Below are 15,947 nucleotides of genomic sequence, written 5' to 3'. Positions count from 1 at the left end.
CGGGCGGGGGTGTCAAGGGAGCGGACGCGACGAAACGCGTTCAGTTATCGGCCTGTTAACTGGAGGTGACGAGCGCTACGGAGGCACCTCCGCCACGGCGGGAGCGGACCCGGAGCCGGTCATTACACCCGACCGGCCTGTTAAATTCCAGGCCAGCCGCAGAGTGCGGGGGTGTCGACGGGAGGCGGAGCCGATGGCAAGCCACGGAGTACGTGGTCGGAGCGGTGGCCGGCCCACCCTCGAAGAGGTGGCGGCGCGGGCGGGCGTCGGCCGCGGCACGGTGTCCCGGGTGATCAACGGTTCGCCCCGGGTCAGTGACGCCACCCGGGCGGTCGTCGAGGCGGCGGTCGCGGAACTCGGCTACGTCCCGAACACGGCGGCCCGGGCGCTGGCGGCCAACCGCACCGACGCGATCGCGCTGGTCGTGCCCGAACCGGAGACCCGGTTCTTCGCGGAACCGTACTTCTCGGACATGCTGAAGGGCGTCGGCTCCGAACTCTCCGACACCGAGATGCAACTGCTCCTGATCTTCGCGGGCAGTGACCGGGAGCGCGAGCGGCTCGCCCAGTACCTGGCCGCGCACCGTGTGGACGGCGTCCTGCTGGTCTCGGTGCACGCCGACGACCCGCTGCCCGACCTGCTGACCCAGCTGGAGATCCCCGCCGTGATCAGCGGCCCGCGCTCGGCCACGGAGTCGCTGGCCTCGGTGGACTCGGACAACTACGGCGGCGCCCGCTCCGCCGTCGAGCACCTGCTGACCCGGGGCTGCCGCCGCATCGCCCACATCACCGGCCGCCTCGACGTCTACGGCGCCCAGCGCCGCGTCGACGGCTACCGCGAGGCCCTGCGCGACGCGGGCCACGCGGTGGACGAGGGGCTGATCGAGGCCGGTGACTTCACCGAGGAAGGCGGGCGCCGCGCGATGGAGGAGCTGCTGCGCCGCAGTCCCGACGTGGACGCGGTCTTCGCCGCCTCGGACGTCACCGCGGCGGGTGCCCGCCAGGCGCTGCGCGAGGCGGGGCGGCGCATCCCGGACGACGTGGCGCTGGTCGGTTACGACGACTCGGCGATAGCCCGCCACATGGAGCCGCCCCTGACCAGCGTCCGCCAGCCCATCGAGGAGATGGGCCGCGCCATGATCGACCTGCTGCTGGCCGAGATCGCGGACCGCCGTCCGGCGGCATCGCGGGGGCTGGAGCGGCACCAGGTGGTGCTGGCGACGGAGTTGGTGGAGCGTACGTCGTCCTGAGGGGGTGCCGCGGTGACGCCGACGGGCGTCGGGGCCCCGGCCCCGGGGTGGACGTCGGCGCCCGCCCGGCGGGGCGGGGCCGGCTCCGGTCCGTGATCCACCGCCCGCCGCGGCCCGGTGGGCGGCGGACCGCCCGGAACGCCGTCGGCCGGTGACCTTCGTGAAGGTCACCGGCCGACGGATCAGGGTGAGTGACGGGACTTGAACCCGCGGCCACCTGGACCACAACCAGGTGCTCTACCAACTGAGCTACACCCACCAAGGCCGGTGCTCGAATCCCGCGTGGGCGGGGTTTCCCGACCGGCTGAGAAAAAGTGTACAGGGTCCGAAGGGGTGCTCGCGCCCGGCTTTCCGGGCGCCGCTCCCCGGCGTGCCGGGGCCCCTACCTGGCCGCTACGACGTGCTTCGCGGCGATCGCCTTGGCGGTGTCGGAGTCCGGTCCGGGCTGCGGGACGAAGACCGCCTCCCGGTAGTAGCGCAGTTCGGCGATGGACTCGCGGATGTCGGCGAGCGCGCGGTGGTTGCCGTTCTTCTCGGGGCTGTTGAAGTACGCCCGCGGGTACCAGCGGCGGGCCAGCTCCTTGATCGAGGAGACGTCGACGATCCGGTAGTGGAGGTAGTCCTCGAGCGTGGGCATGTCCCGCAGCAGGAAGCCGCGGTCGGTGCCGACCGAGTTCCCGCACAGGGGGGCCTTGCCGGGCTCCTTCACGTGCTCGCGTACGTACGCGAGGACCTGCGCCTCGGCGTCCGCGAGCGTCGTGCCGCCGTCCAGCTCCGCGAGCAGGCCGGACGAGGTGTGCATCTCACGCACCACGTCGGGCATCGTCTCCAGGGCCCGCTCCGGCGGGCGGACGACGATGTCGACGCCCTCGCCGAGGATGTTCAGCTCGGAGTCGGTGACGAGGGCGGCAACCTCGATGAGCGCGTCGTCGGACAGCGAGAGGCCGGTCATCTCGCAGTCGATCCACACCATGCGATCGTTCATGCGGCCACTGTACGGTGGGCGCCTGTTTCCCGGGCCCCCGGCGTCGGTGTGGACGTCACGGGGGCTGCCGCCCCTGAACCCCCCGCTTCGGCCCGACGGCCTCGTCCTCAAACGCCGGACGGGCTGAATCGGTCCGCCCGGCGTAGAAGGTGAACGCCGGACGGTTGAAAAGCCCGTCCGGCGTTCCGCGCGCTACGTCACGACGCGCCCCGCTGCCCGGGGACGCCGGCCGTCGCCGGGACCGGGGCCGGGGTGCGGCGGGACTGGAACGGGACCGAACTCTCCGGCGGCAGCGCGGCCGGTTCCGCGGGGGCGAGGGGCCTCGGCGCCCCCGCTCCCGCCGGATCCTGGTCCACCGGGCGCTCGCTCTGCGGGCGCCGTGCCCGGTAGGCGGCACGGTAGGCGGCGGGCGAGGACCCCAGCTGGCGGCGGAAGTGACCGCGCAGGGCCACCGGCGAGCGGAATCCGCAGCGGCCCGCGACCTCGTCCACCGAGTAGTCCGACGTCTCCAGCAGGCGCTGCGCCTGCAGCACCCGCTGGGTGATCAGCCACTGGAGCGGCGCGCTGCCGGTCAGCGACCGGAAGCGGCGGTCGAAGGTGCGGCGGCTCATGTAGGCGCGCGCGGCCAGCGTCTCCACGTCGAACTGCTCGTGGAGGTGTTCCAGCGCCCAGGCGACGACCTCGGCGAGCGGGTCGGCGCCGATCTCCTCCGGTAAAGACCTGTCCAGGTAGCGCTCCTGGCCTCCGCTCCGGCGCGGCGGCACCACCAGGCGGCGGGCCAGCGCGCCGGCCGCCTCGTTTCCGTGGTCGGTGCGCACGATGTGCAGGCACAGGTCGATCCCGGCGGCGGTGCCCGCGGACGTCAGCACGTCGCCGTCGTCCACGAACAGCTCGCGCGGGTCCACGTGCACCGACGGATAGCGCTTGGCCAGCGTCGGCGCGTACATCCAGTGCGTGGTCGCCGGGCGGCTGTCCAGCAGGCCGGCCGCGGCCAGCACGAAGGCGCCGGTGCACAGGCCGACGATGCGGGCGCCCTCCTCGTGCGCCCGGCGCAGGGCGTCGAGCGCCTCCTCCGGTGGCGGCGAGGTGATCGACCGCCAGGCCGGCACGACGACGGTGCCCGCGCGTGAGATCGCCTCCAGGCCCTGCGGCGCGGTCAGTTCGAGGCCCCCCGTGGTCCGCAGCGGGCCGTCCTCACCGGCACACACCAGCAAGCGGTAGCGCGGCACGCCGGCGTCCTGGCGGTCGATCCCGAACACCGACAGCGGTATGGAACTCTCGAAGATGGGGCCGCCGCTGAACAGCAGCACCGCGACGATCTCCTTGCGGCGTCGCCCGGAGAGCTTCCGGGCGGTGCTTTCCGGCGCGGCAGTGGAGTCGTGGCTCATACTGCTAAGCCCCCCTCGGTGGTCGCGGCACCCTCTACCCTTCGGGTCTGTCGCTCCAACACGTTTCCCCTCGGTCCTGCACGAGTCCCCCGCCGTAGACAGTCAAGATCGAATCTACTGTGTCCCGTCGCGCCGGGATGGCCGGTTCGGCACTTGGGACATTGTCGACATGGCAACTTGGCGTGAAGCAGTCGATCACGAAGCGTTGCACTCTGGGGCGCCCCAGGGAAGTGCGCCTTGTGTCAGTGGCCAATCCCCGTAGGGTGCGCGGGGTCCCCGAGACCCTGTCCGTGCAGGTGGAACGGGGGTTTGGGGGTGGTGAGGGGGGTAGATGAGCCACCCCTGGAAGTTGGCTGAAAAGAAGCGGAACTGTGCGCGGAAACCGGTCAGTCGACCGGTGTGTTTTCCCCAGCGTGCCGTCCGCGCCCGCGCGCCCGCGCCGCGGGCCTGCGCCGGCGGCCGCCCCGCCCCGGGCGCCCCCCGCCGCACGGGTGCGCGGCGAGGCGTTCGGACCGCCGCAGCAGCAGACGGCACACGCCGGTGACGGCGGCCAGGCCGAGGGCGGTGCCGGCCGTGCCGGCGAAGGACGTGCCGTACCAGAGGAGCGCGACCGGGACCAGGAAGCAGCTGAACGCCGCCCAGCGGACGAGGTCGGTCACGCCGTCACGGGAGGGTGCGGACGTCGGCTCGGCGGGGCGGTGCGGTCCGGACACGAGTGCTCCCTGGGGCTGGCTGCATGGAGATCAACGCCCGCGCGGCGCGTCGGTCACGACCGGTCACCGACAGTTGAATCCTGTGCAAACCGCCTGTACAGGGCAGCAACCATTGCGTTGCGGGCGCCCCTCGGGCATGCTCCGGTGAACCCCGCGGCGGACCCTCCGCGGGATCTGGGCGAAGGAGGCGTGGCGCCGTACCCTTGGGGGTATGGGGTTGGGAAGACCATTCCCGGACACAGCTCAGCCGCCCACTGTTGGCCCCCCTAGAGGATAAAAACGCCGAGACAGCCATGGCCGGTCACGAATTCTTCGAACCCGCGGACCGCAAGCGGCCCGTCGCCGAACCTACGGCGGCCGAGCCCCTGGCGGCCGAAGAGCCACGTCAGTCGTGCGACCCCGCCTTCAAGCACGGGGTCGTGGTCGGCTTCGACGGCTCCACATCCAGTGAGCGTGCCCTCGCGTACGCCATCGGCATGGCGTCCCGACTGGGCTCCGGCCTGGTCATCGTGCATGTCGCCAACCGGCTGCCCACCACGGTGTGGGCCGGCTGCGAGCCTCCCGTCTTCGTGGACGTGCCGGACCACCGCACCGAGGTGCTGGGTCTGGAACTGGCGTGCGCCGACTATCTCGCCGACGTCTCCTGGATCCTGGTCGAGCGCGGCGGCGACATCTGCCACGAACTCGAAGAGGTGGGCCGGGAGTACGCGGCGGACGCCATCGTCGTCGGCTCCAGTCACGGTCTCGTGGGCCGGCTCTTCGGCTCCGTCGCCGGGCGGCTCGCCAAGCGGGCGAAGCGGCCCGTGGTGATCATTCCGTAGCGTCCCGGGGCGGCTCGGCCGTCCCCGCCGTCCCAGGCGGCGCCCCTGTTCATGCAGCGTGAAGCTACCGACGCGTAGAGGTATTTGTGCCTTTGTGAAGGGCATATACGTGTCACCGCACAACCGCACATGCACGAAGGGAGCCCGCCGTGGACAACGACGTCTCCGCGGGAAGCACCACCACCATCGTCGGCCGACTCGCCCTCGGCATCACCCTGCTGGCCTTCGGCCTCGGTCACACCGCCGTGATCGACCAGGTGACGGCGGCGGACGCCGTGACCGTCGCCCAGTACGTCGGCGGCGTCGCGCTCTTCGTCGCCGGTCTGCTCGCACTGCGCGACCGCGACACCGCCTCCGGCGCGGCCTTCACCGTCCTGGGCGCGCTCTGGTTCACCTGGGCCGTCTCCGCCGACAACCAGGTCTCCGCCAACGCGGCGGGACTCTTCCTGCTCCTGTTCGCCCTCGTCGCCCTCACCCTCACGTTCGCCGGCGGCGACGCGCTCGGGCAGGGGACGTACGGGCTGCTCTGCGTGTCCCTGCTGCTGCTCGCCGTCGGTTCGTTCGCGGACAGTACGGCGCTGGGCAAGGCGGGCGGGTGGTTCGCCGTCGGGGCGGGGGCGGTCGCCTGGTACGCGGCGACCGCGGTCCTGGCCCACTGGCCCACGTCGATGCCGAGGCGCGCTGCGGGCCGGGGAGTGACGGTGTAGCTGCCGCCGGCCGGGGGGTGTGGCGGCTCCCCGGCGATGGGACGGCCCCCCGCGTGTCTGGTGGCACACGTGGGGGGCCGTTCGGTTGTCTTGCCTGTGCGGTGCGTCGTGGCTGGTCGCGCAGTTCCCCGCGCCCCTCAAAGCCACAAACGGGCCGCTACTCCACCGTGACCGACTTTGCCAGGTTCCGCGGCTTGTCGATGTCCCTGCCCAGGGCCAGGGCCGTGTGGTAGGCGAGGAGTTGGAGGGGGATGCCCATCAGGATGGGGTCCAGCTCGTCCTCGTTCTTCGGGACGACGATGGTGTGGTCGGCCTTCTCCTGCTCCTGGTGGGCGACGGCGAGGATCTGGCCGCTGCGGGCCTTGATCTCCTCCATGGCCGCGCGGTTCTTCTCCAGCAGGTCGTCGTCCGGCACGATCGCGACCGTCGGCAGGGCGGGCTCGATCAGGGCGAGCGGGCCGTGCTTCAGCTCGGAGGCCGGGTAGGCCTCGGCGTGGATGTACGAGACCTCCTTGAGCTTCAGGGAGGCCTCACGGGCGACCGGGTAGCCGCGGACGCGGCCGATGAAGAGCATCGAGCGGGCGTCGGCGTACTGCGCGGCCAGCTTCCTGACGTCCTCCTCCTGCTCCAGCATCTCGGCGATCTGCGCGGGCAGCTTGCGCAGGCCCTCGATGATCCGCTTGCCGTCGCGGACCGAGAGGTCGCGGGTGCGGCCCAGGTGCAGGGCGAGCAGCGCGAAGGCGACGCAGGTGTTGGTGAAGCACTTGGTGGAGACGACGCAGACCTCGGGCCCGGCGTGCACGTACATGCCGCCGTCGGCCTCGCGGGCGATCGCCGAGCCGACCACGTTGACGATGCCGAGGACGCGGGCGCCCTTGCGCTTCAGCTCCTGCACGGCGGCCAGCACGTCGTACGTCTCGCCGGACTGGGAGACGGCGATGTACAGGGTGTCGGGGTCGACGACCGCGTTGCGGTACCGGAACTCGGAGGCGGGCTCGGCGTCCGCGGGGATGCGGGCCAGCTCCTCGATCATCTGGGCGCCGATCTGGCCCGCGTGGTACGAGGTGCCACAGCCGAGGATCTTCACGCGGCGCACGGCGCGCGCGTCGCGGGCGTCCAGGTTGAGGCCGCCGAGGTGCACGGTGGAGAAGCGGTCGTCGATCCGGCCGCGCAGCACGCGGTCCACGGCCTCGGCCTGCTCGTGGATCTCCTTGTGCATGTAGGTGTCGTGGCCGCCCATGTCGTAGGAGGCGGCCTCCCACTCCACCGTGGTGGGCTCGGCGGTGGTGCGGGTTCCCTCGGTGGTGTACGTGCGGAAGTCGTCCGCCTTGAGGGTGGCCATCTCGCCGTCGTCGAGGGTGACTATCTGGCGGGTGTGGGCGACCAGCGCGGCGATGTCCGAGGCGACGAACATCTCCTTCTCGCCGATGCCGAGGACGACCGGCGAGCCGTTGCGGGCGACGACGATGCGCTCGGGGAAGTCGGCGTGCATCACGGCGATGCCGTAGGTGCCCTCGATGACCCGCAGGGTCTCGCGGACCTTGTCCTCCAGCTTCTCCGCCTCGGAGCGGGCGATGAGGTGGACGAGGACCTCGGTGTCGGTCTCGGAGAGGAACTCGACGCCGTCCGCCTCCAGCTTGCGGCGCAGGTCGGCGGCATTGTCGATGATGCCGTTGTGGACGACGGCGACCTTCTGGTCGGCCGACATGTGCGGGTGGGCGTTCGCGTCGGACGGGGCGCCGTGGGTGGCCCAGCGGGTGTGGGCGATGCCGGTGGTGCCCTTGAAGCGCGCCGGGACCTTGGCCTCCAGGTCGCGGACCCGGCCCTTGGCCTTGACCATCTTCAGGCCGGCCGCCTTCGGGGACGTGACGACGATGCCCGCCGAGTCGTAGCCGCGGTACTCCAGGCGCTGGAGGCCCTCCAGGAGCAGGGGCGCGACGTCACGCTTGCCGATGTATCCGACGATTCCGCACATGTATACGTAAACCTCGTGTTCCTCTTCGGCTTCTCAGCCGTAGACGATGCGGCGCAGCTGACGGAGCGACAGCTCCGCCGGTGCCACCGCCCGGTATTTCAGCTCCGCCCCGATCCGTTCGAAGATCGTCGCGTTCACCAGGCCCTGGGTCTGGAGTTCGCGGTGGCGGCGACGGACGAATTCCTCGGTCGTCTCGTCGAAGTAGGCGAGCACGTCCTGGATCACACGCAGCGCCTCGCCCCGGTTCAGGGGGGTGGACCGCGTCAGATGATCAACGAGTTCGTCGTGCACCCGGTAGATCCTGGAGTACGGGACACGGTTATGCAAGAATCCTGCCCGATTTCGGGCAGGGGTCGGCGGAGGCCGGTCAGAAGCGCTTCAGTACCGCCTGCTTGGCCAGGTTGAACTCCTCCTCCGTCAGGACCCCGGAGCGGTGCAGTTCACCCAGCTCCCGCAGCCGGCGCAGCAGCGCGTCGTGGTCGTCCTCGGCCGCGGGGGCCAGGGTCGGTGTGTCCCCGGGCGGGAGGGTCTTCTCCGGGGCGGCGGGGGCGGCCGGGTGCGGGAGGCGGGCCTGCACGGCCGCGGCGACCAGGGCCATCAGCGGGTCCTTCTTGAACCCCCACAGCTCCACCGCGTTCGGGTCGTACTTGGGCGGCACCTTGCTCGGCGCGCCCCGCACGGTGAACCGGAGGTGGCCGTTCTCCATGCCCACCTCCGGCTGCCACTCCACCGAGAGGATGTCGCCGAGGGGGAGGGTGCGCGGGCCCCCGGCCGACTTGGCGTCCTCCGCCTGCCACTTCCACTCCAGGCGCACCCGCTCGCCGTCGAAGCTCGCGATGCCGTCCCCGGCCGACACCGACAGCGGGACGGCGGGGCCCGGCAGCAGGTACGCGTCCACCGGGCCGGACGGAACCTGGTCCAGGAGCAGGGCGTTGCGCACCTCGTCCACGAAGTACTCGGCCACGCCGTACCGGTCGGACTCCACGAGGAGCTGGTACGGGTCGTGCGGCTCGGTCAGCCGGCCGCCCGTCGCGTGCAGCAGCGGGTCGGCGCCGTCCCGCAGGCGCAGCCGCAGCCGGCCGGACTTGCGGCCCTGCTCGAACGATATGCCCGCCAACGCCGAGAGCGGGACGAGCAGTTCACCCAACTCCCGGCGCAGCAGGGCGACGCTCTTGTCGCGTCCAGGAGTCAGCCGCAGCGAGTCGCCGTCGAAGACCCACGTTCCGTCCTTCTGGATGATTTCCGCCATGCGCGGATTGTTTCATCGCTTCTGTGGGCGGCGATGGTGCGGGAGAGTGGTCTACACCCGTCCCCAACCCCCTTACCGCACACCCGCGAAGGGAGCGCGCACGTGAGAGCTCATCGACGGCACCACCGAACGACTCCCCGCACCAGCCGGCTGCTGGGATCGCTGCTTCTGGTGGCGACGGCCTGCGCCATCACCACCGGCGCGGCACCCGCGCACAAAACGGCCGCGACCCCCCTGGACCAGGTGATCCCGGCCCCCGCCTCGGTCGACCCGGGCGGTGCCCCCTACCGCATCACCCGCTCCACCCACATCCGCGTCGACGACTCGCGCGAGGCCCGCCGCGTCGGCGACTACCTGGCCGGGGTCCTGCGGCCGTCCACCGGCTACCGGCTGCCCGTCACCTCCCACGGCCACGGCGGCATCCAGCTGCGCCTGGCCAAGGGCTCCTACGGCGACGAGGGCTACCGCCTCGACAGCGGCCGCTCCGGCGTCACCATCACCGCCCGCGCGGCGGCCGGCCTCTTCCACGGCGTCCAGACCCTCCGTCAGCTCCTGCCCGCCGCCGTCGAGAAGGACTCCGTGCAGCCCGGCCCCTGGCTGGTGGCCGGCGGCACCGTCGAGGACACCCCCCGCTACGGCTGGCGCGCCGCCATGCTGGACGTCTCCCGGCACTTCTTCACCGTCGACGAGGTGAAGCACTACATCGACCGCGTCGCCCTCTACAAGTACAACAAGCTCCACCTGCACCTCAGCGACGACCAGGGCTGGCGCATCGCCATCGACTCCTGGCCGCGCCTGGCGACGTACGGCGGCTCCACCGAGGTCGGCGGCGGCCCCGGCGGCTACTACACCAAGGACGACTACAAGGAGATCCTGCGCCACGCCGCCTCCCGCCACCTGGAGGTCGTGCCCGAGATCGACATGCCGGGCCACACCAACGCGGCCCTCGCCTCCTACGCCGAGCTGAACTGCGACGGCGTCGCGCCGCCGCTGTACACCGGCACCAAGGTCGGCTTCAGCTCGCTGTGCGTCGGCAAGGAGGTCACGTACGACTTCGTCGACGACGTCGTGCGCGAGCTGGCCGCGCTCACCCCGGGCCGCTACCTCCACATCGGCGGCGACGAGGCGCACTCCACGCCCCACGAGGACTTCGTCGCCTTCATGAAGCGGGTGCAGCCGATCGTCGCGAAGTACGGCAAGACGGTCGTCGGCTGGCACCAGCTGGCGAGCGCCGAACCGGTCGAGGGCGCGCTCGTCCAGTACTGGGGCCTGGACCGCACCAGTGACGCGGAGAAGGCCCAGGTCGCCGAGGCCGCGCGGAACGGGACCGGGCTGATCCTGTCCCCGGCCGACCGGACGTACCTGGACATGAAGTACACCAAGGACACCCCGCTGGGTCTGTCCTGGGCGGGCTATGTCGAGGTGCAGCGGTCCTACGACTGGGACCCGGCCGCCTATCTGCCGGGCGCCCCGGCCTCCGCGGTGCGCGGTGTCGAGGCGCCGCTGTGGACGGAGACCCTCTCCGACCCGGAGCAGCTGGAGTTCATGGCCTTCCCGAGGCTGCCGGGCGTCGCCGAACTGGGCTGGTCCCCGGCGTCGACGCACGACTGGGACACCTACAAGGTGCGGCTGGCCGCCCAGGCGCCGCGCTGGGAGGCGATGGGCATCGACTACTACCGCTCGCCGCAGGTCCCCTGGACCTGATCCGGACCTGATCCGGACTCGCGGACATGACGACGGGCACCCCGGAGGACCGTCTCCGGGGTGCCCGCCCGTCCCTGGGCCCGGCTACCGGCCCGCGAGCGGGTTCTCCAGCCGGCCGACCAGCTGGAGCGCGCCGGACGGGTCGGCGAGGTCCACCATCTGCCGGTTGTCGCGCAGCTGGAGCCGGTTGAGGCAGGACAGCGCGAACTCGGGCGCGAACATGTCGTACCGCTCGAACTTCTCGGCCAGTTCCGGCACCGACTCCTGGTACTCGCGGGTGACCTCCGCGACCGTCCGCCAGAAGGCGTCCTCCTCCACGATGCCCTCGCCCGCCAGGTTCGCGGCGAGGAAGCGGAAGAAGCAGTCGAAGACGTCCGTGAAGATGGACAGGAGCTTCTTGTCCTCGGGCACGTCCACGGCGATCCGGGCGACCTCCGGCGGCAGTGCCGCGTCCGGGTCCATCACCGCGATCTCCTCGGCGATGTCCTTGTAGATCGCGCGCCGCACCACCCCGTCCTCCAGGACCAGGATCACGTTCTCGCCGTGCGGCATGTACACCAGGTCGTAGGCGTAGAAGCTGTGCAGCAGCGGGACGTAGTAGGCGCGCAGGTAGTGCCGCAGCCACTCGGCGGGCGCGAGGCCCGACCGCTCGATCAGCGCGCCCGCGAAGGAGGCGCCCTCGTGGTCGACGTGGACGAGGGAGGCCATGGTGGCGAGCGTCTCGCCCTCCTCGAGGGAGGGCACCGGGCTCTCCCGCCAGAGCGCGGCCAGCATCTTGCGGTACGGCGAGTAGCGGTCGGTGGCCTGCTCGTACTCCAGGTGCCGGTAGCCGACGGCGGCCCGCTCCCGGATGATGCTCAGGCCCGTCGACCTGAGCACCGGGTCGCCCTCGATGAGCTGGGCGAGCCAGTCGTTGATGGCCGGGGTGGCCTCCATGTAGGCAGCCGACAGGCCGCGCATGAAGCCCATGTTGAGGACGGACAGGGCCGTCTTCACGTAGTGCTTCTCGGGGTGCGAGGCGTTGAAGAAGGTGCGGATGGACTGCTGGGCCAGGTACTCGTCGTCGCCCTCGCCGAGGCAGACCAGGTGCCCGCGGGCGACCTCGGCGGCGAAGGTCACGGTGAGCTTGTTCCACCACTGCCAGGGGTGGACCGGGATGAACAGGTAGTCGGCCGGGTCCAGGCCCCGCTCGCGCAGGACGCCGTGGAAGCGGTCGACGGTCCGTTCGCCCAGCTCGTCGCGGACGAAGGACTCGTACTCGATGCCCACGCCCGCCGTGAACGCCGCGCGGGAGCGGTGCGCGGCCAGCCACACCAGCCGGACCGGGCTCGCGGTCTCGGGGGCGTAGGACAGGTACTCGTGGATGCCGAAGCCGAGCCGCCCGTTGTTGGCGACGAAGCACGGGTGGCCCTCGGTCATACCGGTCTCGACGGCCTGGAAGCCGGCGCGGGCCAGCTCGGCGGAGGTGACCTTCGGCTTGGTGAGCTTGTAGCAGGTGCCGGAGAGGGTGGAGGAGATCTCCTCCAGGTAGACCGGCAGGATCTCCTCACTCAGGCCCAGCGTCTTCTGCAGCTCGACGAAGAAGTCCAGCGCGGCGAGCGGGAGGTCGGCCCCGTCGCGGTGGCGGGTGATCGAGGCGGCGTCCACCTGCCAGTGGTCCAGGGCGCGGACGGTGGCCGTGAAGCGGTAGCGGGTCTGGCCGTCGTCGCTGAGGACGACGTACTCCTCGCCGTCCCGTTCGGGGGAGAGCAGCCTCTCGTGCGTGAACTCGGCCAGGGCCTTGCGGATCAGGAGGCGGTTGGCCTGCTCCCAGCGCTCGGGGGAGAGGTGGGCGACGGCGTCGGCGAGGCTCATGCGGACACCGCCTTCTCGAACTGGTCGCGGGTGCAGAAGCTCAGCAACGCCTTCTTCTCCGGCTTCTGGATCTCGCGCTCGGGCACGAATCCGACGGCTGCGTTCAGGGCGTGGACGGCCTTGTTGCCGACGTCCGGCTCGACGACGACGCGGGCGGTGGCCGGGTCGGCGAACAGCTCGGTCATGACGGCGGTGATGACGGCGCGGGTGAAGCCGTGCACCGGCCGGTCGGTGGGGGCGACCAGGAAATGCATGCCGACGTCACCGGGGGCCGGCTCGTACAGGCCGGTCAGCTCGCGGTGGACCGGGTCGTACCGCTCCATCAGGAAGGCGGGGACGCCGTCGTGCAGGCCGATGAACGCGTCCTGGTGCGGGTCGGCGGCCACGTCCATGTAGGCCCGCTCGACGTCGACCAGTTTCGCCTCCTGCATCATCCAGAACGCGGACTTGGGGTGGGTGAGCCAGCCGTGCAGCAGCTCGGCGTCCCTGAGCGGGTCGAGGGGGCGCAGGGTGAGGGCACCGATCCTCCTGGTGGCGGATGTCGTGGGGGTGGTCATGCGCTGAACTCCTGGAACGCGATCGACTTCTCGACCGGGTAGTACTCGGTGCCGAGCAGCTCTCGGACGATGTAGCTGTTGCGGTAGGCGCCCATACCCAGGTCGGGGCTGGTGACGCTGTGCGTGTGGACACCCGCGTTCTGAAGGAACACGCCGCTGCCCGTGACGTCCACGGCGTAGTTGCGGGCCACGTCGAAGTTGCCGCGGGAGTCGTAGCACAGCCGGTCGCGGACGGGCTTGAGGAACTCCGGCTCGGTGTACCGGTACCCGGTGGCCAGGATCAGGCCCTCGGTGTCGATCTCGAAGTCCGTGCCCTGCTCCTCCTGGCGGAAGCCCAGGGTGTACGTGCCGTCCGCGTACCGGGCGCTGGTCAGGGCCGAGTTGGTGAGCAGGCGGGTGGGGACCGGTCCGCCCAGCTTCTTCTGGTAGAGCAGGTCGAAGATGTCGTTGATCAGGTCGCCGTCGATGCCCTTGAACAGGCCCTTCTGCTCCGCCGTGAGGCGGTAGCGGGTGGGCTCCGGCAGCGCGTGGTAGTAGTCCACGTACTCCGGCGAGGTCATCTCCAGCGTGAGCTTGGTGTACTCCAGCGGGAAGAAGCGCGGGGAGCGCGTCACCCAGTTGAGCCGGTAGCCGTGGACGTCGATCTCGCTGAGCAGGTCCTGGTAGATCTCGGCGGCGGACTGGCCGCTGCCGACCAGCGTGATCGACTCCTTCTTCACCAGCTCCGCGCGGTGCTGGACGTACTGGGAGTTGTGGAGGAAGTCGCCGGCCAGACCGCGGCAGGCGTCCGGGATGTGCGGCGGGGTGCCGGTGCCGAGGACGAGGCGGCGGGCGCGGTAGGTGTCGCCGGCCGTGGTGGCGACGGCGTACAGCTCCTCGCGCTCGTCGTACGTCACCTCGGTGACCGTCGTGGAGAAGCGGACGCTGCTCAGTTTGTTCGCGGCCCAGCGGCAGTAGTCGTCGTACTCGACACGCAGCGGGTAGAAGTTCTCCCGGATGTAGAACGAGTACAGCCGGCCCTGCTCCTTCAGGTAGTTGAGGAAGGAGTACGGGGAGGTCGGGTCGGCGAGCGTGACCAGGTCCGACATGAACGGGGTCTGGAGGTGGGCGCCGTCCAGGAACATGCCGGCGTGCCACTCGAAGTCCGGCTTGGACTCCAGGAAGACGCCGTTCAGCCCGTCGATGGGCTCGGTGAGGCAGGCGAGGCCGAGGTTGAAGGGGCCGAGGCCGATCCCCACGAAGTCGTACGGGGCACTGGCTTCAGGAAGCGCGGTCAAGGGACTCTCCCAGGTACTGCTCGGCGTGGCCGGCGATCAGGTCGAGGACGGCGGCGATGTCGGCCGTGGTCGTCTCGGGGTTGAGCAGGGTGAACTTCAGGTAGTGGCGTCCGGCCACCTTGGTGCCCGCGACCACGGCGTCGCCGGAGGCGAACAGGGCCCGGCGGGCGTACAGGTTGGCGCGGTCGATCTCGGCGGGGTCGGTGACGGCCGCCGGGATGTAGCGGAAGACCAGGGTGGACAGGCTCGGCTCCACGACGACGTCGTAGCGCGGGTCGGCGGCGATCATCCGCCAGCCCTCGGCGGCCAGGTCGCACACCTCGTCGAAGAGCTGCCCGATGCCGTCGGCGCCCATCACGCGCAGCGTCATCCACAGCTTGAGCGCGTCGAAGCGGCGGGTGGTCTGGAGCGACTTGTCCACCTGGTTGGGGATACGTTCCTGCACCATGCGGCGCGGGTTGAGGTACTCCGCGTGGTAGGTGGCGTGGCGCAGGGTGGCCGCGTCCCGGACCAGCACGGCGGAGGAACTCACCGGCTGGAAGAAGGACTTGTGGTAGTCGACCGTGACCGAGTCGGCCCGCTCGATGCCGGCCAGCCGGTCCCGGTACTTCAGGGAGGCGAGCAGCCCGCAGCCGTAGGCCGCGTCCACGTGCATCCACACGCCGTACTGCTCGCAGAGCGCGGCGATCTCCGGGAGCGGGTCGATGGAGCCGAAGTCGGTGGTGCCGCCGGTGGCGACGACGGCCATGGGGACGAGGCCGTCCTGCGCGCAGCGCTCCAGCTCACGGGCGAGGGCCACGGTGTGCAGGCGCTTGTCCTGGTCGACGGGGATCGAGACGACGGCGTCCGGGCCGAGGCCGAGGAGTTTCGCGGACTTCTGCACGCTGAAGTGGCTGACCTCGGAGGCGAAGATGCGCAGTTTGCCCAGGGAGTCGGTCTTGGCCTCCTCGCGGGCCAGCAGCAGTGCCTGGAGGTTGGACTGGGTGCCCCCGGAGGTGAACACGCCGTCGGCGGCGGGGCCGAGGCCGATGCGGGCGGTGGTCCAGTCGATCAGTTTCCGCTCGATGAGCGTGCCGCCGGCCGACTGGTCCCAGGTGTCCAGGGAGGAGTTGACGGCGGACAGTACCGCCTCGCCGAGCACCGCCGGTATGACGACCGGGCAGTTGAGGTGGGCGAGGTAGCGGGGGTGGTGGAAGTAGACGGCGTCGCGGAGGTAGACGTCCTCCAGCTCGTCGAGGACCGCGGCCGTGTCGTGCAGCGGCCGGTCGAGGTCGATCTCGTCGATGCGGGGGGAGAGGGCGTCGACCGTGACGCCGGTGAACGGGCGGTCGGTGGTGGCGATTCTGGCGGCCACCCGCTCGACTCCTTCGATCACGGAGCGGCGGTACTGCTCCGCGGTGGTGTCGTTGAGCAGGTGCGAGCGCATGTGGGGGTCCTCCGGTGGGGACGGTCCGAGAGGGAGGGGGAA

14 protein-coding genes and 1 tRNA gene are annotated in these 15,947 nt (G+C 71.0%); 4 read left to right on the top strand and 11 right to left on the bottom strand.

What is annotated here, in order from left to right:
- The first annotated feature begins 193 nt into the window (after positions 1-193).
- On the top strand, positions 194-1,249 hold the full coding sequence (locus tag OIE75_RS13410) for a LacI family DNA-binding transcriptional regulator (protein WP_307012318.1): 1,056 nt from the start codon (positions 194-196) through the stop codon (positions 1,247-1,249).
- A 186-nt stretch (positions 1,250-1,435) separates the two neighbouring features.
- Here the strand turns inward: OIE75_RS13410 and OIE75_RS13405 are convergent.
- The 4 genes from OIE75_RS13405 to OIE75_RS13390 form a co-directional block, all read right to left on the bottom strand.
- A tRNA-His gene (locus OIE75_RS13405) sits at positions 1,436-1,508 on the bottom strand.
- Positions 1,509-1,631: 123 nt separating this feature from the next.
- Positions 1,632-2,234: an oligoribonuclease gene (gene orn / locus OIE75_RS13400; protein WP_307012317.1), complete on the bottom strand. Its 603-nt coding sequence runs from the start codon at positions 2,232-2,234 to the stop codon at positions 1,632-1,634.
- Between the two features lie 197 nt (positions 2,235-2,431).
- Positions 2,432-3,622, bottom strand: a complete 1,191-nt coding sequence (locus OIE75_RS13395) for a helix-turn-helix domain-containing protein (RefSeq protein ID WP_329471008.1) — start codon at positions 3,620-3,622, stop codon at positions 2,432-2,434.
- Positions 3,623-4,008: 386 nt separating this feature from the next.
- Positions 4,009-4,335 carry a hypothetical protein gene (locus OIE75_RS13390; RefSeq protein WP_307012314.1) on the bottom strand — a complete coding sequence of 109 codons (327 nt, stop codon included), beginning with the start codon at positions 4,333-4,335 and terminating at the stop codon, positions 4,009-4,011.
- A 293-nt stretch (positions 4,336-4,628) separates the two neighbouring features.
- On the opposite strand from OIE75_RS13390, the gene OIE75_RS13385 reads away from it, so the two are divergent.
- Entirely contained in the window at positions 4,629-5,156 is a 528-nt protein-coding gene (locus OIE75_RS13385; protein ID WP_122619963.1) for a universal stress protein, read from the top strand.
- Between the two features lie 149 nt (positions 5,157-5,305).
- Positions 5,306-5,863 (top strand): GPR1/FUN34/YaaH family transporter, encoded by a 558-nt coding sequence (locus OIE75_RS13380; protein ID WP_329471006.1) that lies wholly within the window; start codon positions 5,306-5,308, stop codon positions 5,861-5,863.
- Positions 5,864-6,020: 157 nt separating this feature from the next.
- Here the strand turns inward: OIE75_RS13380 and glmS are convergent, their stop codons facing one another.
- From glmS to OIE75_RS13365, 3 genes are all read right to left on the bottom strand, one after another.
- The gene (gene glmS / locus OIE75_RS13375) at positions 6,021-7,838 is read right to left on the bottom strand and encodes a glutamine--fructose-6-phosphate transaminase (isomerizing) (protein ID WP_307012310.1); all 1,818 of its coding nucleotides are present in this window, start codon (positions 7,836-7,838) and stop codon (positions 6,021-6,023) included.
- A gap of 33 nt (positions 7,839-7,871) precedes the next feature.
- A complete protein-coding gene (locus OIE75_RS13370; RefSeq protein ID WP_122619966.1) occupies positions 7,872-8,129 on the bottom strand; it encodes a hypothetical protein in 258 nt (85 codons plus the stop codon).
- A 76-nt stretch (positions 8,130-8,205) separates the two neighbouring features.
- Complete coding sequence (locus OIE75_RS13365; RefSeq protein WP_329471004.1) at positions 8,206-9,087, bottom strand: DUF4429 domain-containing protein; 882 nt, start codon at positions 9,085-9,087, stop codon at positions 8,206-8,208.
- Between the two features lie 102 nt (positions 9,088-9,189).
- Between OIE75_RS13365 and OIE75_RS13360 the strand changes: the two genes are divergently transcribed.
- Positions 9,190-10,791 carry a beta-N-acetylhexosaminidase gene (locus OIE75_RS13360; protein WP_329471003.1) on the top strand — a complete coding sequence of 534 codons (1,602 nt, stop codon included), beginning with the start codon at positions 9,190-9,192 and terminating at the stop codon, positions 10,789-10,791.
- Between the two features lie 84 nt (positions 10,792-10,875).
- On the opposite strand, the gene OIE75_RS13355 is transcribed toward OIE75_RS13360, so the two are convergent.
- The 4 genes from OIE75_RS13355 to desA are packed head-to-tail and all read right to left on the bottom strand — an operon-like array spanning position 10,876 to position 15,905.
- Positions 10,876-12,645 (bottom strand): IucA/IucC family protein, encoded by a 1,770-nt coding sequence (locus OIE75_RS13355; RefSeq protein WP_329471002.1) that lies wholly within the window; start codon positions 12,643-12,645, stop codon positions 10,876-10,878.
- Positions 12,642-13,202 (bottom strand): GNAT family N-acetyltransferase, encoded by a 561-nt coding sequence (locus tag OIE75_RS13350; RefSeq protein ID WP_307012303.1) that lies wholly within the window; start codon positions 13,200-13,202, stop codon positions 12,642-12,644. Before OIE75_RS13350 ends, OIE75_RS13355 begins: the two co-directional genes overlap by 4 nt.
- Positions 13,199-14,479, bottom strand: a complete 1,281-nt coding sequence (locus OIE75_RS13345) for a lysine N(6)-hydroxylase/L-ornithine N(5)-oxygenase family protein (RefSeq protein WP_329471001.1) — start codon at positions 14,477-14,479, stop codon at positions 13,199-13,201. The genes OIE75_RS13350 and OIE75_RS13345 overlap by 4 nt, the downstream gene beginning before the upstream one ends.
- Complete coding sequence (desA, locus tag OIE75_RS13340; RefSeq protein WP_329470999.1) at positions 14,463-15,905, bottom strand: lysine decarboxylase DesA; 1,443 nt, start codon at positions 15,903-15,905, stop codon at positions 14,463-14,465. Before desA ends, OIE75_RS13345 begins: the two co-directional genes overlap by 17 nt.
- Positions 15,906-15,947: the final 42 nt, after the last annotated feature.

Origin of the sequence: Streptomyces sp. NBC_01723, from assembly GCF_036246005.1 — a bacterium.
GTDB lineage: Bacteria > Actinomycetota > Actinomycetes > Streptomycetales > Streptomycetaceae > Streptomyces.
This window is presented reverse-complemented; position numbering and strand designations above follow the sequence as displayed.

Excerpts from the sequence above, each read along its gene's own strand:
- desA (WP_329470999.1), bottom strand. The coding sequence starts at position 15,905 with ATGCGCTCGCACCTGCTCAACGACACCACCGCGGAGCAGTACCGCCGC.
- OIE75_RS13395 (WP_329471008.1), bottom strand. The coding sequence starts at position 3,622 with ATGAGCCACGACTCCACTGCCGCGCCGGAAAGCACCGCCCGGAAGCTC.
- OIE75_RS13365 (WP_329471004.1), bottom strand. The coding sequence starts at position 9,087 with ATGGCGGAAATCATCCAGAAGGACGGAACGTGGGTCTTCGACGGCGAC.
- OIE75_RS13350 (WP_307012303.1), bottom strand. The coding sequence starts at position 13,202 with ATGACCACCCCCACGACATCCGCCACCAGGAGGATCGGTGCCCTCACC.
- OIE75_RS13355 (WP_329471002.1), bottom strand. The coding sequence starts at position 12,645 with ATGAGCCTCGCCGACGCCGTCGCCCACCTCTCCCCCGAGCGCTGGGAG.
- orn (WP_307012317.1), bottom strand. The coding sequence starts at position 2,234 with ATGAACGATCGCATGGTGTGGATCGACTGCGAGATGACCGGCCTCTCG.
- glmS (WP_307012310.1), bottom strand. The coding sequence starts at position 7,838 with ATGTGCGGAATCGTCGGATACATCGGCAAGCGTGACGTCGCGCCCCTG.
- OIE75_RS13385 (WP_122619963.1), top strand. The coding sequence starts at position 4,629 with ATGGCCGGTCACGAATTCTTCGAACCCGCGGACCGCAAGCGGCCCGTC.
- OIE75_RS13410 (WP_307012318.1), top strand. The coding sequence starts at position 194 with ATGGCAAGCCACGGAGTACGTGGTCGGAGCGGTGGCCGGCCCACCCTC.